At 65.9% G+C, this 20,715-nt stretch carries 19 protein-coding genes; 11 read left to right on the top strand and 8 right to left on the bottom strand.

Annotation, left to right across the window (positions count from 1 at the left end; all coding sequences use genetic code 11):
• Window positions 1-4 precede the first annotated feature (4 nt).
• Both WKR98_RS26000 and WKR98_RS25995 read left to right on the top strand, forming a co-directional pair.
• Window positions 5-907: a LysR substrate-binding domain-containing protein gene (locus tag WKR98_RS26000; protein WP_341435063.1), complete on the top strand. Its 903-nt coding sequence runs from the start codon at window positions 5-7 to the stop codon at window positions 905-907.
• Complete coding sequence (locus tag WKR98_RS25995; protein ID WP_341435062.1) at window positions 908-1,771, top strand: N-acetylmuramoyl-L-alanine amidase; 864 nt, start codon at window positions 908-910, stop codon at window positions 1,769-1,771.
• Window positions 1,772-1,775: 4 nt separating this feature from the next.
• On the opposite strand, the gene upp is transcribed toward WKR98_RS25995, so the two are convergent.
• Complete coding sequence (gene upp, locus WKR98_RS25990) at window positions 1,776-2,426, bottom strand: uracil phosphoribosyltransferase (RefSeq protein ID WP_124688724.1); 651 nt, start codon at window positions 2,424-2,426, stop codon at window positions 1,776-1,778.
• Between the two features lie 116 nt (window positions 2,427-2,542).
• Between upp and WKR98_RS25985 the strand changes: the two genes are divergently transcribed.
• Together WKR98_RS25985 and lpxO are read left to right on the top strand one after the other, a co-directional pair.
• Window positions 2,543-3,517 (top strand): quinone oxidoreductase family protein, encoded by a 975-nt coding sequence (locus tag WKR98_RS25985; RefSeq protein WP_124688725.1) that lies wholly within the window; start codon window positions 2,543-2,545, stop codon window positions 3,515-3,517.
• A gap of 16 nt (window positions 3,518-3,533) precedes the next feature.
• Window positions 3,534-4,433 (top strand): lipid A hydroxylase LpxO, encoded by a 900-nt coding sequence (lpxO, locus tag WKR98_RS25980; protein WP_341435061.1) that lies wholly within the window; start codon window positions 3,534-3,536, stop codon window positions 4,431-4,433.
• A gap of 49 nt (window positions 4,434-4,482) precedes the next feature.
• On the opposite strand, the gene WKR98_RS25975 is transcribed toward lpxO, so the two are convergent.
• Entirely contained in the window at window positions 4,483-5,682 is a 1,200-nt protein-coding gene (locus WKR98_RS25975) for an MFS transporter (protein WP_124688727.1), read from the bottom strand.
• A 3-nt stretch (window positions 5,683-5,685) separates the two neighbouring features.
• Window positions 5,686-6,414: a GntR family transcriptional regulator gene (locus WKR98_RS25970; protein ID WP_124688728.1), complete on the bottom strand. Its 729-nt coding sequence runs from the start codon at window positions 6,412-6,414 to the stop codon at window positions 5,686-5,688.
• Window positions 6,415-6,725: 311 nt separating this feature from the next.
• On the opposite strand from WKR98_RS25970, the gene WKR98_RS25965 reads away from it, so the two are divergent.
• Together WKR98_RS25965 and WKR98_RS25960 are read left to right on the top strand one after the other, a co-directional pair.
• Window positions 6,726-8,030 carry an aromatic ring-hydroxylating dioxygenase subunit alpha gene (locus tag WKR98_RS25965; protein ID WP_341435060.1) on the top strand — a complete coding sequence of 435 codons (1,305 nt, stop codon included), beginning with the start codon at window positions 6,726-6,728 and terminating at the stop codon, window positions 8,028-8,030.
• Window positions 8,031-8,038: 8 nt separating this feature from the next.
• Window positions 8,039-9,484 (top strand): glutamine synthetase family protein, encoded by a 1,446-nt coding sequence (locus WKR98_RS25960; RefSeq protein WP_341435059.1) that lies wholly within the window; start codon window positions 8,039-8,041, stop codon window positions 9,482-9,484.
• A 33-nt stretch (window positions 9,485-9,517) separates the two neighbouring features.
• Here WKR98_RS25960 and WKR98_RS25955 read toward each other — a convergent pair whose 3' ends face one another.
• Both WKR98_RS25955 and pepN read right to left on the bottom strand, forming a co-directional pair.
• Window positions 9,518-10,531, bottom strand: a complete 1,014-nt coding sequence (locus tag WKR98_RS25955; protein WP_124688731.1) for a class 1 fructose-bisphosphatase — start codon at window positions 10,529-10,531, stop codon at window positions 9,518-9,520.
• Window positions 10,528-13,224: an aminopeptidase N gene (pepN, locus tag WKR98_RS25950; RefSeq protein ID WP_341435058.1), complete on the bottom strand. Its 2,697-nt coding sequence runs from the start codon at window positions 13,222-13,224 to the stop codon at window positions 10,528-10,530. The genes WKR98_RS25955 and pepN overlap by 4 nt, the downstream gene beginning before the upstream one ends.
• Window positions 13,225-13,444: 220 nt before the next feature.
• Between pepN and WKR98_RS25945 the strand changes: the two genes are divergently transcribed.
• Window positions 13,445-14,050, top strand: a complete 606-nt coding sequence (locus WKR98_RS25945) for a DUF4136 domain-containing protein (RefSeq protein WP_341435057.1) — start codon at window positions 13,445-13,447, stop codon at window positions 14,048-14,050.
• Between the two features lie 15 nt (window positions 14,051-14,065).
• Here WKR98_RS25945 and WKR98_RS25940 read toward each other — a convergent pair whose 3' ends face one another.
• Window positions 14,066-14,704 (bottom strand): TetR family transcriptional regulator, encoded by a 639-nt coding sequence (locus WKR98_RS25940; protein WP_341435056.1) that lies wholly within the window; start codon window positions 14,702-14,704, stop codon window positions 14,066-14,068.
• Window positions 14,705-14,871: 167 nt separating this feature from the next.
• Between WKR98_RS25940 and WKR98_RS25935 the strand changes: the two genes are divergently transcribed.
• Window positions 14,872-15,216: a DMT family protein gene (locus tag WKR98_RS25935; protein WP_124688735.1), complete on the top strand. Its 345-nt coding sequence runs from the start codon at window positions 14,872-14,874 to the stop codon at window positions 15,214-15,216.
• A gap of 128 nt (window positions 15,217-15,344) precedes the next feature.
• On the opposite strand, the gene WKR98_RS25930 is transcribed toward WKR98_RS25935, so the two are convergent.
• The gene (locus WKR98_RS25930) at window positions 15,345-15,701 is read right to left on the bottom strand and encodes an H-NS histone family protein (RefSeq protein WP_341435055.1); all 357 of its coding nucleotides are present in this window, start codon (window positions 15,699-15,701) and stop codon (window positions 15,345-15,347) included.
• Between the two features lie 264 nt (window positions 15,702-15,965).
• On the opposite strand from WKR98_RS25930, the gene WKR98_RS25925 reads away from it, so the two are divergent.
• Together WKR98_RS25925 and WKR98_RS25920 are read left to right on the top strand one after the other, a co-directional pair.
• Window positions 15,966-16,508, top strand: a complete 543-nt coding sequence (locus WKR98_RS25925) for a YaeQ family protein (protein ID WP_341435054.1) — start codon at window positions 15,966-15,968, stop codon at window positions 16,506-16,508.
• Window positions 16,509-16,698: 190 nt separating this feature from the next.
• On the top strand, window positions 16,699-17,952 hold the full coding sequence (locus WKR98_RS25920; RefSeq protein ID WP_124688738.1) for a class I SAM-dependent methyltransferase: 1,254 nt from the start codon (window positions 16,699-16,701) through the stop codon (window positions 17,950-17,952).
• Window positions 17,953-18,028: 76 nt separating this feature from the next.
• On the opposite strand, the gene ypfJ is transcribed toward WKR98_RS25920, so the two are convergent.
• A complete protein-coding gene (ypfJ, locus tag WKR98_RS25915; protein ID WP_124688739.1) occupies window positions 18,029-18,880 on the bottom strand; it encodes a KPN_02809 family neutral zinc metallopeptidase in 852 nt (283 codons plus the stop codon).
• Window positions 18,881-19,365: 485 nt separating this feature from the next.
• Here ypfJ and WKR98_RS25910 point away from each other — a divergent pair, with 485 nt between their 5' ends.
• Complete coding sequence (locus WKR98_RS25910) at window positions 19,366-20,574, top strand: efflux RND transporter periplasmic adaptor subunit (RefSeq protein ID WP_124688740.1); 1,209 nt, start codon at window positions 19,366-19,368, stop codon at window positions 20,572-20,574.
• Window positions 20,575-20,715 lie beyond the last annotated feature (141 nt).

The raw sequence follows: 20,715 nt of genomic DNA, 5'->3' as shown, positions 1-20,715 counted from the left end.
CAGTATGCGCATCCATTCTCCCTCCATGTCGGAACTGCACGCCTTCGTGACGGCGGCGCAACTGGGCAGCTTTACCAAGGCCGCCCAGACGCTGTGCGTGACCCAGGGCGCGATCAGCCGCGCCATCGCCCGGCTGGAGGACCATTTCGGGCAGCCCCTGATGGCCCGCAGCGCGCATGGATTGGCGTTGACCGAGGCGGGCCGGCGCCTGGCCGATGCCGCCGGCCCGCTGCAGGCCATCGAGGCGATCAGCGCGGAGCTGCGGGCCGCCGCGCGCCGGCACCAGTTGAGCCTGTCGGTGGTCCCGACGCTTGCCAGCGTCTGGCTGGTGCCGCGCCTGCCGGACTTCCACCGCCGGCATCCACAGGTCGAGCTGAGTTTCTCGGCCTATCGCCGGGACGAGGATTTTTCGGGTGCCATGCCCGATGCCGCCATCCTGAGCGGCGTGCCGGAGCAATGGCCGCAATGGCAGTGCGACTACGTCATCGGTAAGGACATCGTGGTCATCTGCCATCCGGACCGGCTGGCCGCCCGACGGGCCGCGGGGCGCTGGAAACATCCGGCCGAGCTGCTGGACGAGCCGCTGCTGTATCACACCAATGCCAAAGGCAACTGGCCGCACTGGTTCCAGGCGGTGGGCGTCGAGGCGGCGCCCCGCCTGGCCAACGGCTTCGACCAGGTGTCCATACTGGTGCGCGCGGTCATGGCCGACATGGGGCTGGCCGTGCTGCAGCGCTGCCTGGTACGCGACGAGGTCGAGTCGGCCCGGGTGGTCGTGCCTTTCGACGTGCCGGTCGAACTGCCCCGCGGCTACGTGCTTTGCACGCCCGTGCAGCGCCGTGATCATCCGGCCCTGATCGCTTTCCGGGCCTGGTTGCTCGAAACCGCTTCCAAGGAACCCGCCTAGATGACGCGACGTTTCCCGTACTCGCCCCTGGCCATGCTCGGCCTGGCCGGCCTGCTCGCGCTCCAGGGCTGCGCGCCGATGGCGCCCGGCAGGCATGGCCTGGACATCGACACGTCCATTCGCGCGCGCAGCCAGGGCAGCCGGGTGCAATTCATCGTGCTCCACTACACCGTGTCGGAGTCGACGCGGGCACTGGGTACGCTCAGCCGGGGGGAGGTCAGCAGCCACTACCTGGTCACCGACGACGAGCCGCCGCGCATCTACCGGCTGGTGGACGAGAGCCGGGCCGCCTGGCATGCCGGCCAGAGCGAGTGGAGCGGCTACACCTGGCTCAATCGCAGTTCGATAGGCATAGAGATCGTGAATCGCGGGCCGGTCGGGACGGCCGCCGACGGGACGCCGGCGTGGCAGCCATACCGGCCGTCGCAGATCCGGGCCGTGCGGGCGCTGGTGCGCGATATCGCCGACCGCCACGGGATCGCGCCGGAAAACATCGTCGGCCACAGCGACATCGCGCCGCTGCGCAAGCAGGACCCCGGTCCGCTGTTTCCGTGGCGCGAGCTGGCCCGCGAAGGCGTGGGCCGATGGTATGACGAGTCGGTGGCCCAGGCGCTGGGCGCGCGCTTCGCGTCGCAGGGGCTGCCCGACATGGAATGGGCCCGGCGCCAGCTGGCGCGGGTAGGGTACGCGGTGCCGCACGGCGATGCGCCCCCGCACGACATGCAGGCGGTCGTCGCGGCGTTCCAGATGCACTACCGGCCTGCGCGCTACGACGGCGTGTTCGATGCCGAGACCGCCGGCGTGCTGGCGGCGCTGGTGGCCGCGTCGGGGCCGGCGGGCGCGGACGATGCGTCGGCTTGGTAGCGGCCTAGTTCTTGGTGCCGAAGAGCCGGTCGCCGGCGTCGCCCAGACCCGGCACGATGTAGGCGTTCTCGTCCAGGTAGTCGTCCAGCGACGCCAGGTACATGGGGACGTCGGGGTGGTGGTCGCAATAGACCTGCATGCCCTCGGGCGAGGCCACCAGCGCGACGAAGATGATGCTCGAGGCCGGCACGCCGCGCTTCTTCAGCGCTTCCACCGCGTGGGCGGCCGAATAGCCCGTGCCTATCATCGGATCGCACAGGATGAAGGTTCGGCCCTCGAGTTCGGGCAGGCGCACGAGGTATTCCACCGGCCGGTGCTGGTCGTCGCGATACAGGCCGATATGGCCGACCCGGGCCGAGGGCACCAGGTCCAGCAGTCCGTCCGCCATGCCGCTGCCCGCCCGCAGCACCGGCACCACCGCGAGCTTCTTGCCGGCGATGACCGGCGCGTCCATGGCCGTCATGGGCGTTTCGATCGGGCGCTGTGCCAGCGGGAGGTTGCGGGTGACCTCGTAGCCCATCAGTTGCGAGATTTCGCGCAGCAACTGGCGGAACGTCCGCGTCGACGTGTTCTTGTCGCGCATGTGGGTCAGCTTGTGCTGGATCAGCGGATGATCGAGGATGAACAGGTTGGGAAAGCGCGGATCGGTCTTCACATGCGTACCTTGAGGGTGGGCGGACGGCGCCTCGCATCGGGGCGCGGCCGATATTCTCCGCGATTGTATGCGCGATTAGAATGCGGCATGACCATTGCCCATCAAGGAGATTCCAGATGTCCAAGGCGATACGCATCGAGCAGCACGGCGGCCCCGAAGTGCTCAAGCTGGTTGACGTCGACGTGCCCGCTCCCGGCCCCGGCGAAGTCCGGATCCGGCAGCACGCCGTCGGTCTGAATTTCATCGACATCTATTTCCGGACCGGCCTGTATCCGACCCGGCTGCCCGCCGTGCTGGGGTTCGAGGCGGCCGGGGTGGTGGATGCGGTGGGGCCCAAGGTCCGGCACCTGAAGGTGGGCGACCGCGTGGCCTACGGGCAGAGCCCGCTGGGCGCCTATGCGGAAGTGCGCAACATGCCCGCCTTCCAGGTGGTCCGCATTCCGGACGGCGTCGGTTTCGACCAGGCCGCGGCCATCATGCTCAAGGGGCTGACGGTGCAGTACCTGTTCCGCCAGACCTACCGCCTGCAGGGCAACGAGACCATCCTGTTCCATGCCGCGGCCGGCGGCGTCGGCCTGATCGCGTGCCAGTGGGCGAAGGCATTGGGCGTAAAATTGATCGGTACGGTGTCCTCGCCGGAAAAAGCGGCACTGGCCAAGGCCAACGGCGCGTGGCAGGTCATCGACTACAGCCGCGAGAACGTCGCCCAGCGCGTGCTCGAACTGACCAAGGGCAAGAAGGTGCCGGTGGTTTACGACGGCGTGGGCAAGGACACCTGGGAAACGTCGCTCGACTGCCTGCAGCAGCGGGGCCTGATGGTCAGCTTCGGCAACGCGTCCGGCGCGGTCTCCGGGGTCAACCTGGGCGTCCTGGCGCAGAAGGGCTCGTTGTTCGTGACGCGGCCCACCGTGGCGCATCACGTGGACACTCTGGAAAAAATGCAGGCCGCGGCGGCCGACCTGTTCGAACTGGTCGTGGCGGGCAAGATCAAGCCGCGCATCGAGCAGCGCTTCAGGCTCGAGGACATCGCCCAGGCCCACGAATCGCTGGCCGCCCGCAAGACCACCGGCTCCACCGTGCTAGAGGTATAGGGGGATAGGACTGAACATGAAATGGATCATCGTCGCGCTGTACCTGGGCGCCATCGGCTACGTACACTTCCGGGGCAAGGTCCGGCTGCGCTTCTTCAGGCAGTTGTTCGACCATTCCTCGATCGTGGCGCCCGTGAACGCGTTCATGTACCTGTTTTCCCGGGTGCCCGCCGTGCCCTACATCCCGGTGCGGCAGTTGCCGGCGCTGCAGGCGCTGGACGACAACTGGGAGATCATCCGCGACGAGGCGGTACAACTGCGCGACGCGCAGCGCATACGCGCGGCGGAAAAGAACAACGACGCGGGCTTCAATTCCTTCTTCAAGTCGGGCTGGAAACGGTTCTACCTGAAGTGGTACGAGGCCCAGCATCCGTCCGCGCACGAGTACTGCCCCCGCACGGTCGAGATCCTGCGCGGCATTCCCGAGGTCAAGGCGGCCATGTTCGCCGAACTGCCGCCCGGGGCGAAGCTCAATCCCCATCGGGATCCATTCGCCGGTTCGCTGCGCTACCACCTGGGGCTGGAGACGCCCAACGACGACCGCTGCTTCATCGAGGTGGACGGCGAACGCTACAGCTGGCGCGACGGGCAGAGCGTGGTGTTCGACGAGACCTTCATCCACTGGGCCGAGAACGGGACCGACCGTGACCGCATCATCCTGTTCTGCGACGTCGAGCGGCCGCTACGCTATCGCTGGGCGCAGGCCTTCAACAAGTGGATGGGGCGCAAGGTCATGACCGCCGCCAGTTCGCCCAATGAAGACGGCGACAAGACGGGCCTGATCAACAAGCTGTTCTATGTCGTGTGGGTGGCGGGGCAGTATCGCCGCCGGCTCAAGAACTGGAACCGCACGGTCTACCGCCTGACCAAGGCGGCGCTGATCATCGGCGTGGTCGCGCTGATCATCTACATCTAAGGCACGAGGGTTCAGGGAACGGCCATGGCGGCAAGCGCCATGGCCATTTTCATAGCCCCCGCGAGCGGGCGAAGATGCCCAGGCCCAGGCCGATCGTGGCGCACAGCGCCATCAGCGGCAGGGCATGGGACCAGTCCGGCACCGCGCCGGACAGTGTGACGGCCCAGGTCACCAGCGGGGCGGCCGCGAACTGCCCCAGGTTGGAGCCTTGCAGGAACAGTCCCTGCAAGCTGGCGATCTGGTCCGGGCTCCTGGCCAGGCGCGGCGAGGCCGACAAGGTGGCGGCGGGCAGGGTTCCGCCGATCAGGTTCAGGCTCAGGCAGGCCCCGAAGCGGACGGCGTCCGGCAGCCAGTCCGAGAAAATCGCGCAGGCGGACAGGCCGACGACGACATGGGCCGTCATGATCAGTGAGCTGCCGCGCAGGCCGCGCTGCAGCAGCGAAGCCCCCAGCACCGAGCCGCCGGCGTTGAAGAAGATCACGATGGCGGTCAGCAGGGAAGCGGTGCGCAGCGACAGGCCGCGTTCCTGGATGGCCCAGGTCGGCAGGAAGGTCATGACCGTGAAGAACTGGATGGCGTAGAACGTGAACGACAGCGCCAGCACCCAGGGCACGACCTGGCGCAGCCCGCCCGTCAGCTTGCGCCAGTCCAGCGAGCGTGCCGGCCTGGGGTGGATGTAGCGCGAGCGCCAGAGCCCCACCCACGCCGCGCACACCGCCGTCAGGCCGGCGATCAGGGCCCACAGGAGGCGCCAGTGGCCGTCCTCGAGCAGCAGCGGCGCCGTCAGCAGCGCCAGGCTGATGCCCAGCGGCATGTAGGCCGACCACAGGGCCAGCACCAGGCGGGTCTGGTGCGGCGCGCTGAGCGCCGTCAGCATCGCGGGCACCGACACGACGATGGCGATCTGCCCGGTGCCTTCCAGGATGCGGCTGGCTAGCAGCATGGCGTAGCTGTCGGACACCGCGCCCATCAGGCCCCCAGTCACCAGCGCGCACAGGCCGACCAGGGTGAAGCGCCAGGCGCCGACGCGACCGGAAAGAAGCCCCATGCCGGCCGCGCACAGGGTAGCGATGGTGCTGAACAGGGAGACGACCCAGCCCACCTCGCGCAGGCCCAATCCCAGGTCCTGCTGCAGCAGCGGCAGCGCGGGCGGCATCTTGCCCACGCACAGCGCGACCAGGATGCCGCAGGTCACGCCCAGCGCGACGCCAGGCCAGTCGGTATGTTGCGGTCGTCCGTCGGCGGCCATGCGTCAGGCCTTGCCCAGCACGATCTTCATGGCCGGCAGGAGCTGGGCGGCGGTTTCCGGGCGCTCGAGCGCGTATTCCAGGTTCATTTGCGCGACATCCACGTGTTCCTCGGCCAGCGCCTGGGCGCGGGCGCCTTCGCCTTTCTCCATGGCCTGCACCAGCCGGTGGTGCTGGAGGTGGGCATAGACCATCCATTTCTGCCGCTCATCCCCGGTGTTCTGCATCGGCAGCATGGTGCTGGGCGAGGCGAAGGGCAGGCGGTTGTTCATTTCTATGGCGCGCGCCAGCGCGAAGTTGCCGGCGGCGTCGATGACGAGCTTGTGGAAGCGATCGTTCATTTCCCCGTACAGGGCATAGTCGTCGTAAGTCATCTCGGCCTTGTTGACGGCGCGGTCGCCGTCCTGCAGGCAGGCCCGCAGATCCAGCGACAACTGGCGCGAGACGCCGTGTTCGGCCACCAGGCGGGCGGCCATGCCTTCCAGGTGCCCGCGCACCGCGATGGCGTCATGGATCTCGCGCGGGGTGAAGCGCCGCATCATGTAGCCATTGGTGGGCGAGGGCTCGATCAGCCCTTCCTGTTCCAGGGCGGCCAGCGCCAGGCGGATGGGCGTGCGCGAGACGCCCAGTTTCTCGGCCAGCGGAATCTCGGCCAGGCGCTCGCCGGGCGCGAATTCCCCTTTCAGTATCAGGTCCCGCAGTTGCACCAATACGCGCGTCTGTTGCGATTCCAATGTCGCTCTCCTTGGCGAGTGCAGCGCGGGCACGCTCGTGGTGCGGCGCGATTCACTTGGCGCCTCATTGTATCGAATTGAATGACTGGATCCAGTTTTGAGGAAGCCGGCTATTCCTGCCCTATCCGGGCCTTGTGGCTTCAAGGGGTAGGGAAAACGATGTTTTATTTAAGTGTATGAAATTAAACGATTATTTTTATATTTTTGATTTTTTAGGTCTTCGGGAAGCGCAGGGGGAAGGGCACGGGTTTACATCATTGGATCCATAGAATAGTATCTTGCATACATCGCACCACCCCAATGGAGTTCGTATGTCCCCTGAGCAGAATGAACGCATCACCCGTGTGGGGATGGGCACGCCGGCCGGCACCTTGCTGCGCCAGTATTGGCAGCCCGTTGCCCTGGTCGACGAACTGGAGGGCGACCGCCCCATCCGTCCGGTCAAGCTGATGGGGCAGCATTTCGTGCTGTTCCGGGACGAGGAGGGCCGCTACGGCCTGCTCGATCGCGACTGTCCGCACCGCGGCGCCGACCTGGCGTTCGGCCGCCTGGAGGATGGCGGATTGCGCTGCCTGTTCCACGGTTGGCTGTTCGACGTCAACGGCGCCTGTCTGGAGACGCCGGCCGAACCGGAAGGCAGCAAGCTGCCCCAGCGCATCAAGCAGAAATCCTATCCCGTGGTCGAGAAGAGCGGCCTCCTGTTCGCCTACGTCGGCGAAGGCGAACCCCCGGCATTTCCCCACTTCGACTGCTTCGTCGCTCCGAACGAATACACCTTCGCCTTCAAGGGCTACCTCGACTGCAACTGGCTGCAGGCGCTGGAGGTCGGCATCGATCCCGCCCACGCCTCGTACCTGCACCGCTTCTTCGAGGATGGCGATACCGAGGCCAGCTACGGCAAGCAGTTCCGCGGCGCGTCGGCCGATTCCAACCTGCCCATCACCAAGGTGCTGCGCGAGTACGACCGCCCCGAGATCAAGGTCGATCCCGCCAACTACGGGCTGCGCCTGACCGCGCTGCGCCGGCTGGGCGACGAGCAGACCCATGTGCGCGTGACCAACCTCGTCTTCCCGCAGGCCTTCATCATCCCCATGAGCTCCGAGATGACGATCGCGCAATGGCATGTGCCGATCGATGACGAGAGCTGCTACTGGTACGCCATCTTCACCAGCTTCGGCCAGCCGGTGAACAAGCAGCAGATGCGCGACCAGCGCCTGGCGCTGTACGAACTGCCGGACTACATGCCGCGCGTGGGCCGTTTCAACAACTACGGCTACGATTCGAAAGAGCAGGCGACGCAGACCTATACCGGGATGGGGCACGACATCAACGTGCACGATCAGTGGGCCGTCGAATCGCAGGGCAGGATCCAGGACCGCACCCGCGAGCACCTGGGTTCCACCGACAAGGGCATCGTCGCCTATCGCCGCCTGCTGCTCGAGGCCATCGACCAGGCCGGGCGCGGCGAGAAAGCCTTGATGGTGATCGACGAGTCGAAGGCCGGCGAATTCACCGGTCCGCCTTCCATCGACGGCATCGGGCCGGACGATACCTGGAGCGATTACTGGAAGGTCGCGGACGAGAAGCGCCGCAAGAGTTCCGAGTGGGCGGCGTAGGGGGCGACATGTCTTTCGTTGATCGGTTCGGCCTGTGGTCCGAGGCCCAGCAACTGGCCGCGCGCGACGTCATCGCCGCCCTGGAGGGCGGCAAGCTGGACGTCGTGCGCTTTTCCTTCCCCGACCAGCACGGGATCCTGCGCGGCAAGACGCTGGTGGCCCAGGAGGCGGTGCGCGCGCTCAGGAGCGGCGTCACCATCACCACCACCATGTACGCCAAGGATACGTCGCACCGGACGGTGTTCCCGGTGTTCACGTCCGGCGGCGGCTTCAGCCGCCCCGAGATGCAGGGTGCCGCCGACGTCCTGATGGTGGCCGACCCCACCACGTTCAAGGTCCTGCCCTGGGCGCCCAATACTGGCTGGCTGTTGTGCGATACGTATTTCCAGAGCGGCGTGCCGGTGCCGTTCGATACTCGCCAGCTGTTCCGCAAGACCCTGGCGAACCTGAACGAGGCGGGATATGGCCTGATGACGGGGCTGGAGGTCGAGTGCCACGTCTTCAAGGTGGCGCAGCACCATATGCGTCCGGAAGACGCGGGCCAGCCCGGCCAGCCTGGCATGCCCCCGGACGTCGAGTTGATGTCGCATGGCTACCAGTACCTGACCGAGCTGCGCTATGACGCGGTCGATTCGGTCATGGAGCTGGTGCGCAAGACGACACAGCAGCTGGACCTGCCGCTGCGTTCGCTGGAGGTGGAGTTCGGTCCCAGCCAGTTCGAGTTCACCTTCGCGCCGGGCGATGCGCTGAAGACGGCCGACGACATGATCCTGTTCCGCAACGCGGTCAAGCAGGTATGCCGCCGCGAAGGTTTCCACGCCACCTTCATGTGCCGCCCGCGCATTCCGAACGTGGTGTCCAGCGGCTGGCACCTGCATCAATCCCTGCGTCGCCTGGCCGACGGCAGCAATGCCTTCGTGCCCACCGAGGCGGGGCAGGACCTGTCGCCGGTGGGGCGCCACTACCTGGGCGGGCTGCTCGCCCATGCCTGCGGCGCCACCGCGCTGTCGACGCCGACCCTGAATGGCTACAAGCGCTACCGGCCGTATTCGCTCGCGCCCGATCGGGCGATCTGGGGGCGGGACAATCGGGGCGTGATGCTGCGCGTGCTGGGCGGCGTGGGCGATTCCGCGACGCGCATCGAGAACCGGGTGGGCGAACCCGCGGCGAATCCCTATCTGTATTTCGCCTCGCAGGTATTGTCGGGCATGGATGGGATCGCCCGCGGCCTCGATCCCGGGCCGTCGGCTGACGCGCCCTACGAGACCCCGGCCGCCAACTTGCCGCACACGCTGACCGAGGCGCTGGGATGCCTGCGCGAGGATACGGTGCTGAGCGAGGGGCTGGGAGCCGGCTTCGTGGATTACTTCTGCCACATCAAGGAAGCCGAGATCGCCCGCTTCAATCTCGAAGTGAGCGAGTGGGAACAGCGCGAGTATTTCGAACTGTTCTGATCCCCCTGCGCGCGAGGCGCGCAGGGGGCTTTCTCAACCCGCCTCGTGATGATATTTGGTGACGAGGTCGACTTCGTTCTTCGAACCCAGGATCACGCTGACGCGTTCGTGCAGCGCGGCGGGCTCGATGTCCAGGATACGCTGCAGGCCGTTGGTCGATGCGCCGCCGGCCTGTTCCACCAGCATGCTCATGGGGTTGGCTTCGTACATCAGGCGCAGCTTGCCGGGCTTGGTCGGTTCGCGCGCGTCCCACGGATACATGAAGATGCCGCCGCGGTTCAGGATGCGATGCACGTCGGCCACCATGGAGGCGATCCAGCGCATGTTGAAGTCCTTGCCGCGCGGGCCGGTCTTGCCGGCCAGGCATTCCTCGACGTAGCGGCGCACGGGCGGTGCCCAGTGGCGCATGTTGGACATGTTGATCGCGAATTCCTTGGTGTCGGCCGGAATGCGGATGTTCTCCTGGGTCAGCACCCACGAACCGAGTTCGCGGTCCAGGGTGAAGCCGAACACGCCGGTGCCCACGGTCAGGATCAGCATGGTCTGCGGACCGTACAGCGCGTAGCCCGCCACCACCTGCTGCGTGCCGGGCTGCAGGAAGTCCTGTTCGGTGATCTCGCGGCCGCGGGCCTCGGCGGGCGCGCGCAGCACCGAGAAGATCGTGCCGATGGACACGTTCACGTCGATGTTGCTGGAGCCGTCCAGCGGATCGAACAGCAGCAGGTATTCGCCCTTGGGGTAGTGGGTGGGGATGAGGTGGACGGTTTCCATTTCCTCGGAGGCCATGGCCGCCAGCTGGCCGCCCCACTCGTTGGCTTCCAGCAGGATCTCGTTGGACAGCACGTCCAGCTTCTTCTGCACTTCGCCCTGGACGTTCTCGGACTCCAGGCTGCCCAGCACGCCGCCCAGCGCGCCCTTGCCGACCGCGTGGCCGATGGCCTTGCAGGCGCGGGCGACGATTTCGATCAGCAGGCGGACTTCGGCGGGCAGGGCGGCGGATCCGCGCTGCTGCTCGATCAGGAATTGGGTGAGCGTCTTGCGCTTCATGCGGCGATCTCCAGGGCTTTAGAAACGATTTCGGTAACGTTGCGCGACAGGCCGGGGTGGCTGCGCACCTGTTGCAGGGCCTGCCGCATCGGTTCGCTCAGCCCGGGCACGTAGCGGACCCAGCGGTCCAGCGCGCGCGCCAGGCGGGCGGCGATTTCGGGGTTGAGGGCATCCAGCGCCAGGACCTGGCTGGCCCAGTAGCGGTAGCCGCTGCCGTCGGCGCGGTGAAAGCCGTAGGGGTTGTTCAGGCAGAACTGGAAGACCAGCGAGCGGGCGCGGTTGGGATTGCGCAGCGAGAACGCGGGATGGGCCATCAGGCCTTCCACGGTCTGGACCGTGGTGCCCCGGGCGGTTGCCTGCAGGGCGAACCATTTGTCCACCACCAGCGGGTCGTGCTGCCAGCGCTCGTAGAAGTCGGCCAGCACTCGCGCGGCGGCGTCGGGCGCGCCGAAGTTGACCAGCGAGGACAGCGCCGACAACCGGTCCGTCATGTTGCGCGCCGTGTCGTATTGGCCCAGCGCCAGTTCCGTCGCGCCGTCCACGCCGCCAGCCATCAGCGTGGCCAGCGCGAGGTTCTTCAGCGCGCGCCTGCCCGCGCTGATGGGATCGGGCGAGTAGTCGTCCGGCGTCTGGTTGGCCTGGACCGCGGCGCGCCAGTCGTCCGCCAGCGCGCGGCCGAGCGCGCTCAGGGTGTCGTCGCGCACGGCGGCCAGAGCCACCGGATCGACCTTGTCCATGTGTTCGGCCAGCGTCTTTTCCGACGGCAGTGTCAGGGCGCGGGCCCGGTAGGCGGCATCCAGTCCCGGCGCGGTCAGCACCGAGCGCCAGGCTTCGATGAAGTCGGGGTGCAGCGCGAAAGGCTTGCCTTCCTGCCGTTCGCGGGTGGCCGCCAGAATGACGCGGGTGGCCAGCTGCTGCCCGGCTTCCCAGCGGGCGAAGGCATTGCCGTCGTGCTGCATCAGCAGCGCCAGTTCGTGGTCGGAGTAGTCGTATTCGACGATGACGGGCGCGGAGAAGTCGCGCAGCAGCGAAGGCACGGGCCGGGCATCGACGTTCTCGAAGGTCCATTGCGCGCGCTCGGTGGTCAGTTCGAGCAGGGCGGTGTCGCGCACCTCGTGGCTGTCGGCCTGTTTCAGCGGCAAGGGCTGGCCCTGCGCGTCGAGCAGGCCGATGGCGAAGGGAATGTGGAAGGGCAGCTTGGCCGGCTCGCCCGGCAGGCGCTCCACGCCCACCGGCTCGCAGCGCTGGGCCAGTGTGACGGTGCAGCGCCGCGCGGCGGCGTCGTGCTCGATCGTCACCCGCACCCGCGGCGTGCCGGCCTGGCTGTACCAGCGCCTGAACACGGACAGGTCGCGTCCGGGATGATCTTGCGCGTACACCGATTCCATCGCGGCCACGAAGTCGTCGCAGGTCACGGCCTGGCCGTCGTGCCGGCGGAAGTACTCGGCCAGCCCGCGCGTGAATCCCGCCGGCGTCAGCAGCGTCTGCTGCATGCGGATGACTTCCGCGCCTTTCTCGTAGACGGTGGCGGTGTAGAAGTTGCCGATTTCCTGATAGCTTTCGGGCCGGATGGGATGGGCCATCGGGCCGGCGTCCTCGGGGAACTGGGCCGCGCGCAGCGTCACGACGTCGTCGATGCGCTTGACCGTGCGCGCGCTGGCGGCTGCCTCGGCATCCAGTCCCTGCGCCATCATGTCGGCGGTGAATTCCTGGTCGCGGAAGACCGTCAGGCCTTCCTTCAGGCTAAGCTGGAACCAGTCGCGGCAAGTGACACGGTTGCCGGTCCAGTTGTGGAAGTATTCGTGGCCGATTACCGCCTCGATGGCGCTGAAGTTGGCGTCGGTGGCGCTTTCCGGATCGGCCAGCACGTAGGCGGCGTTGAAGATGTTCAGGCCCTTGTTCTCCATGGCCCCCATGTTGAAGTCGCGCGCCGCCACGATCATGAAGCGGTCCAGGTCCAGCTCGAGCGAGAAGCGCTGTTCGTCCCAGCGCACCGCGCGTTCCAGCGACTCCAGCGCGTACCGGGTCTTGTCCTCGCTGCCGGGGTCGCTGTAGACCTGCAGCAGCACCTCGCGGCCCGATCGGGTGCGCAGGCGGGACTCGCGCCAGGTCAGGGTGCCGGCCACCAGCGCGAACAGGTAGCAGGGCTTGGGGAACGGGTCTTCCCAATGCGCCTCGTGGCGGCCGTCGGCAAGGTCGGTCTGCTTGACCAGGTTGCCGTTGGACAATAGCTGCGGGAAGCGTTTCTTGTCGGCCCGCAGCACCACCGAATACCGCGACATGACGTCGGGCCGGTCGGGGAACCAGGTGATGCGGCGAAAGCCCTCGGCCTCGCATTGCGTGAAGAAGACGCCGTTCGAGACGTAGAGCCCCATCAGCGCGGAATTGGCCTCGGGCCGGCAGCGCGAGACGATCTCGACCTGTGCCTGGGCGCCCAGGCCGTCCAGCGTCAAGGTGCCGCCGTCCTCCTGGTAGTGCCCGGTCCAGTCGCGGCCGTCCACCTTGACCGAGACCAGTTCCAGGTCTTCGCCGTTCAGGACCAGCGGGCCTTCGCCGGTGCGCCGTACCTCCAGCAGCGAACGGACCAGGGTGTCCGCGGGGTCGAGGTCGAATTCCAGCCTGACCGTCGTGATGTCATACGGAAACGGAAGGTAATTCTGGCGTCTGATGGTGACGGAGGTATCGGTACGCATGATGGGGGAAACGAGTGACGGCGCAGGGATGGGATTGTAGCGGGGTGGGGCGGCACGCGCCGGCCGAGAACCGAAACACCTCGTGTCGGTCCAAGCGCCATAACGGTTAAATTACGATTCTTGCTGCGGACGCGAAAGCACCATGTCGATATCCAAATGTAATTCTTTCTTCGGGCGACGCGGCTGGACATGGGCCAGCCGCGTCGCGAAGGTCGCCGCAGTGGCCTTGCTCGCGGGCTGCGCGACCACCGTGCCGGCCCGCGTCACCACCTTCCAGCAGTGGCCGGCCGATGCCGTGGGCGCCACCTGGAAATTCGATACGCCCGCGGCACAGCGGGACAGCCTGGAGTATCGCGAATACGCCGACATGATCCGTTCGGGCATCGGCCCCACCGGCATGGTCGAGGCCCAGGCGGGCAAGCCCGCCCGCTTTACCGTCAGCTTCTCGTATGGCGTCGAGCCGGTGCAGGTGCGCGTCGAGCGCCCGGCCTACGATCCTTTCTACGGTCCGTGGGGCCCCTGGGGCTATGGCTGGGGCGGTTTCGGCTATCGCGGCCGCGGCGGCATGGGTTTCGCCTGGGGGCCGCCGTATCCGCCGACCTGGACGTCCACCACGGTGGATGCGTCGCGCGCTTCGCTGCGGGTGGAGATCCGCGATGCGCGCCAGAACGGGCAGAAGGTCTATGAGTCCACGGCCGTGAGCACCGGCTCGGGCGACTCCATTCCGCAGGTGATGCCCTACCTGGTGCGGGCGATCTTCGATCGCTTCCCCGACACGAACGGGCAGGTCAGGGACGTGACCTACGAGGTCGAGCAGCGCAGGTAGCGCCCCACCCGCGCGTCAGCCGGCCGGCGTTTCCGGCTGGCTGATTTTCAGCCCGGCCAGGAAATCGTCGATGACCCGGCCGCCCACTTCGGTGATGTCGAAATCGCCCGGCTCCAGCATCCAGTCCATGAACAGGCCATGCATGATGGCGTGCAGGCCCAGGGCGGCGATCCGGGGATTGGTGTGGGGCGGCAACTGCCCCAGGGCGATGGCGCGGCGGAAGCCGTCTTCATAGCGGCCCAGGGCGATCTTGCGGCTGTCGACATGGCGGCGGCGCATGTCCGCGGTTTCCGCCACATACTCGCACTTGAACAGCAGGATCTCACAGACCCGCTGCGCGCTCGCGCCTTCGGAGATCAATTGCAGGGCGCCGACGGCGCTGCGCCGCAACTGGCTGAGCGGATCGGGGGCGTTGACGTCGCAGCTGCGTTCGAGCGCATCCTCGATAGGCATCTTGACCCGCTGCAACATCGCGTCCAGCAGGTCCGTCTTGTTCTTGAAGTGCCAGTAGATCGCGCCGCGGGTTACATTGGCGGCCGCCGCGATATCTTGCAGCGACGTGTGCGAGACGCCTTGTTCGCTGAAGATCTGCTCGGCGGTTTCGAGTATGCGGGTGCGGGTTTCGAGCGCTTCCTCTTTCGTTTTGCGTACCATGGCCATGCCCAGCCGGTGGTGTCCGGCATCAGCCAGGAAGGCCGCCGGACGGAGGTGTGTGAGTGAACGGGCTATCTAGGTCAGTGCCCCCGTGCAGTACTTATATACATGCATGAATGTATGTAAGCATACCATGTTTTGGCTTGATTGACTGAGGTGGAAGGGGTATGGCTACCCAGATATTGGGGTTCGTGGGACTCCTGGCGTTGTCCAATATGTTCATGACGTTCGCCTGGTACGGGCATCTGCGTTATGCGCACGGCAGTCCCTGGTATCTCGCCTTGCTGGCAAGTTGGGGGCTTGCTTTCTTCGAATATGCAATCATGGTGCCCGCGAATCGCTACGGCTTCGATTTCCTTAGCGTAACGCAGATGAAGATATTGCAGGAGGTGGTGACCCTGACCGTGTTCGTGCCGTTCGCGTTGCTGTTCATGGACGAGCGGTTGCGGCTGAACCATTTATGGGCGGCGTGCTGCCTGGTCGGTGCGGTCTATTTCGCCTTCAAGAAATAATTTCACGACCGTAATAATCGAAGGCTTGAGTGGGTAAAGCTTTCCGGATGGTAACAATCAAAAAGGTGGTTTTACGATTAGGAGTCGTAAAACCACCTTTATAAAAAACCCTGTCGGCCTGCGGCGTGTTACTGGGCGATGAGGAACTGGTCGCGTGTCGCGCCGCCGGCTTCCGCCGCCACCAGCCAGCGCGGGGGTTTGCCGCGGCCGGTCCAGGTTTCGCCGGTTTCGGGATGGCGGTACTTGGGGGCGACCTGCTTGGCGGGTTTTGCCGCGCTGGTCTTGGCGGCGCCACCCACCCGCTTGCGGGGAGCAACGCCCTTGGCCTGGGCGGCTTTCAACTCGTCCAGCGTGATCGAGAATTCCTGCATCGAGCGAAGAATGGAGGCGATGACAGGCTGGCGTTGCTTCTGGCGAACGCTTTCCGCTTTTTCCTGAAGCTTGCGGATTTGGGCCTGCAGGGTTTGGTAGGTATCTTTAGCCATTTTTGTCCAGGTGATTTTCAGGCGATGGGCAGGGAAATGCTCGATTTGGCGCGCGAGGATAACCAGCGCATTTTAGAATCGAATTTTCCTAACTGTGAAGCTGTTATTGAAAACGGATACATTTTCAAATGAATAGAGTGGAACGGGCGCTCGAAGTTCATTCGGAAACTTCCTTAGGTAATTCCCCGGAACGCCCAGCGCAGTGCGCCGGCCTGATTCCGGTTTTCAAGAGGAAAGGCCGCCGCGCGGCGGTCGGTGAAAGACATGGCTCTACGTTCGGTGGTTTACAAGGCGGTGCTGCAGGTGGCGGACATGGATCGGGGTTACTACGCGGAGCATCCGCTGGTCATTGCCCGCCATCCTTCGGAGACCGATGAAAGAATGATGGTGCGGGTCCTGGCTTTCGCGCTGAATGCCGACGAGGAACTGGCGTTCGGCCGGGGCCTGTCGACCGACGACGAGCCGGATTTGTGGCGCAAGGACCTGACCGGTGCGGTGGACGTCTGGATAGAAGTGGGCCTGCCGGACGAGAAATGGCTGCGCAAGGCCTGCGCGCGGGCCGCGCGGGTGGTGCTCTACGCCTATGGGCGCACCGCCGATGCGTGGTGGCGCCAGAACCAGGACAAGCTGGCGCGGCTGGATAATCTGCAGGTTTTCCGCCTGGCCCCCGAGGATACCGCGGCGCTGGCGCGGCTGGCGGAACGGAACATGCAGCTTCAGTGCAACGTGCAGGAGGGCCAGGCCTGGATGGGTAATGGCGGGCGCGACGCGACGTTGACGCCGGAAATGCTGCATCCCTCATTATGAATAGGGTTTTTGAACGTTCCGCGGGCCATGAAAGTCCGCGATTTTGGTGCTAGGATAAAAAAGCAAAGTGGTTACGAAGCTGGTCTACCGAAGAGCGCCGACCTAGGGGGATCTTTGCCTGATGTGGGTTGAGCGCCGATAAAAACGCGTCTGTCGCGACCGACAGGTTGTGGAATACGGAAAACCCTACATGAATGCTCTTTTTTCCCAGGCAGAACGTCAACTCTCCGCATTACCCGTTCCCGTTCAACTCACACTGCCCGACGGTACCCGGCTGGGGGCCGACGATCCGAAAGTCGGGTTCACGTTCAAGACACTCCGTTCCGTGTCTCATCTGGTCCGGGGCCGCATCGGCCAGCTGGGCGAGGACTACGTCGAGGGGCGGGTCGACATAAGCGGCAGCATGCGCGACCTGATGGCGGCGGCCGCCGCCATACTGACCGAATCGCCGGTCGACAATGCCCAGCCCGGCTGGCTCTCGGAACTCGGGCGCAGGGCGACGTCGGTCATGCGCCATACGATGGACCGCGACGCGCGGCAGATCCAGTTTCACTACGACCTGTCCGACGATTTCTACGGTCTGTGGCAGGATCCGCGCCGCGTCTATTCATGTGCCTATTACCGCGATTCCAGCATGACGCTGGCGCAGGCGCAGGAAGCCAAGCTCGACCATATCTGCCGCAAGCTGCGGCTGCACGAGGGGGAGCGCTTCCTGGACATCGGCGCGGGCTGGGGTGGCCTGCTGCTGTGGGCGGCCGAAAACTACGGCGTCGACGCCACGGGCATTACCCTGTCCAAGAACCAGCATGCGCACGTCAACCGCCTGATCGAGGAAAAGGGGCTTCAGAACCGCGTCCGGATGGTATTGCTGGATTACCGCGAGCTGGAAGAAACCCGGCCGTTCGACAAAATCGCATCGGTCGGGATGTTCGAGCACGTCGGGCGTGCCCAATTGACCGCCTATTTCTCGAAAGTGCGCCGGCTCCTGCGTCCGGGCGGCCTGGTGATGAACCACGGCATCACGTCCGGCGGCACCTATAACGCCCAGCTCGGCAGCGGCATGGGCGATTTCATCGAGAAATACATATTCCCCGGCGGGGAATTGGTGCACGTCAGCAAGGTATTGGAGACGCTCAGCGACGGCGGGCTGGAAGCCGTCGACGTCGAGAACCTGCGGCCTCATTACGCGCGCACGCTGTGGGCCTGGAGCGACGGGCTGGAGGCCAGGCTGGACGAGGCTTACCGGATATTGGCGGGCGAGCGGGGCGCCAAGTCCATCCGGGCCTACCGGCTATATCTGGCCGGCTGTGCCATGGCGTTCGAGCAGGGATGGATTTCGCTGAACCAGGTGCTGTGCCAGCGCCAGGGCGTGTTCGATGAAAGCCAGCTTGACGAGCCCCCGGGCCAGGCCTATCCGTTCCGCCGGGACTACATCTATCGCTGATCCGTCCAGGCCCCGGAAACGCGCGAGCCCCGCCTGGACGGGGCTCGCGCGTTTCAGCATGGCGTTCGTAGGGCGATCAGAGCGATGCGGCGGAGAACGTATCGCAATTGCCGGGGTTGCCGGTTTCCAGTCCGCGCTTGAACCAGCGCACGCGCTGGGCCGAGGTGCCATGCGTGAAGGCATCCGGCACCACATAGCCCTGGGCTTCCTTCTGCAGGCGGTCGTCGCCGATGGCCGAGGCGGCGTTCAGGGCCGCCTCGACGTCGCCCGGCTCCAGGATCTGCCGGGCGCGATTGGCGTGATAGGCCCATACCCCGGCGTAGCAGTCGGCCTGGAGTTCCATCCGTACCGACAACTGGTTGGCCTCGACCTGGCTGGAACGGCGCTGCTGCCGGTTGACCTTGTCGGCCGTGCCCGTCAGGTTCTGGACATGATGGCCGATCTCGTGGGCGATCACGTAGGCGCGGGCGAAGTCGCCGGGCGCGTTCAGGCGGCGCTGCATTTCCTCGAAGAAGCTCATGTCGAGGTAGACGCGGGCGTCGCCGGGACAATAGAACGGACCCATGGCCGCCTGGCCGGTGCCGCACGCGGTGTTCGTGGCGCCCGAGTACAGGACCAGCCTGGGTTCGGTGTAGCGGCTGCCGGATGCCGTGAAGATCTGGCCCCAGGTGTCCTCGGTGTCGGCCAGCACCTTCGAGACGAACTGGGCCTGCTTGTCGTCGGCCGGCGGGGGGCCCGACGTTTCCTGGACCGACTGGCCGGGGCCGGACGCCAGGTCCAGCACCACCGAGGGGTCGACGCCGAAGTACATGGCGACCAGCGCCAGCACGATTGCGCCTATGCCCAGTGAACCGCGGCCCGCCAGGCGGGGGCCGCCGCCGCGCCGGTCTTCGATGTTGCTGCTTTCTCGGCCATTATCCAGACGCATGGGGCTTCCTCTGTCGTTCGATGCGGTGCGCGGACGCACCGCCCAGACTATAAACCGATCCGGTTCGGCGCGGCCGTGCGCCGGAAGGGTCGCAGAGAGCGGCGGGGTGTTGTTTATGCCGCAACGACGGTGGAGCAAAATCGCAAAAGGCACAGCAGTTGGCCGCAAAAGTGTGGGAGCATTTCCTCTCGGGAGCGCATACCGGGCCGGGCACGATGCAAGTCGGTAAAAGCCCTAGTCAGCTCAGGGGTTAATGCCCACTTGACATATTCTGGCGCTCAACTGACGAAACAAAAAAATTCGTTCTTTTTATACAAACATCCATGAATGTTTGTATAATTGCCCGCTTCATGATGTCCGCAATGTCTTCTCGTCCGCACCCGGCGCGCGCCAGGCCGCCGGACGCGCAAGGCTTTCGTCATCCCGGGATTTCGACTACGTTTCGGCTTCATCCGTGCCGCGACGTCTATGCCTAGAGGAATGCTATGCAACGCAAAAGACGCTCACCTTATCTACTAGGCGCGGTATCGCTGGCGACCCTGCTCGCGCTGTCGGCTTGCGGCAAAGGAAACGGTGGCGCGCAGCAGGGCGCGGGAGCGCCTCCTCCGATGGAGATCGGCACCGTCACCATCACGCCCACCAAGGAAGTCATCGTCAACGAATTGCCGGGACGCCTGGAAGCGACCCGCATCGCCGAGGTCCGGGCGCGCGTGGCGGGCATCGTGCTCCAGCGCGTGTTCCGCGAAGGCAGCGACGTCAAGGCGGGCCAGCTGCTGTTCAAGATCGATCCGGCGCCTTTCCAGGCCGACTACAACAGCGCCAAGGCCAACCTCGAGCGCGACCAGGCCAACCTGTACCAGGCCCGCATGCTGGCCGAACGCTATGAGCCGCTGGTGAAGGCGAACGCGGTCAGCAAGCAGGAGTACGACAACGCCGTCGCTTCGTACAAGCAGGCGCAGGCGGCCGTGTCGGCCACCAAGGCCGCGCTGGACCGCGCCAAGCTCAGCCTGGACTACGCCACCGTCACGGCCCCGATCTCCGGCCGCATCGGCCGTGCGCTGGTCACGGAAGGCGCGCTGGTCGGCCAGGGCGAAGTCACGCCGCTGGCGGTCATCCAGCGCCTGGATCCGGTCTACGCCAACTTCACGCAGTCCGTGGCGCAGCTGAGCCAGCTGCGCGCGGCCTTCGACAGCGGCAAGATCAAGCAGGTCGCGCCGAACGAAGCACGCGTGTCGCTGGTGCTGGACGATGGCTCGCGCTATCCCCTGACCGGCAAGCTGCTGTTCTCGGACGTCACGGTCGACCAGAGCACCGGCCAGGTCACGCTGCGCGCCGAGTTCCCGAACCCGAACAACGTCCTGCTGCCCGGGATGTACGTGCGGGTGCGGGTCGAGCAGGGCATCGACGAGGCGGCGCTGACCGTGCCGCAGCAGGCCGTGCAGCGCGGCGCCAACGGCGATGCGTCGGTGTACGTGGTCGGCGCCGAGAACAAGATCGAGCCGCGCCAGGTCAAGACCGGTGCCGCGGTGGGCGATCGCTGGATCATCACCCAGGGCTTGAAGCCCAACGACGTGGTCATCGTCGAAGGCTTCCAGAAGGTGCGTCCGGGCGCGCAAGTCAAGCCCGTCCCCTGGAAGCCCGCGGCCGAGTCCGCGCCGGCGCAGCCGGCTGGCCAGCAGGGTAGCAAGTCGTGATTGGTACCGTGCCCGGCGCGCAATCCGCCCCGGGTACGCGGGCCGGTGAAGACCGGTCCGGTCGAGACGCAGGCAGGGCGAACCCGGCTTCGTCAAGATCGAGCCGGGTCCTGTCGGGCCGCCCGAAGCATCTCTAAGAGA

It is taken from the genome of Pigmentiphaga sp. YJ18 (assembly GCF_038066655.1).
Taxonomy (GTDB): Bacteria; Pseudomonadota; Gammaproteobacteria; order Burkholderiales; family Burkholderiaceae_B; genus Pigmentiphaga.
The sequence above is the reverse complement of the archived record's forward strand: the minus strand, read 5'-3'. Positions and strand labels throughout refer to the sequence as shown.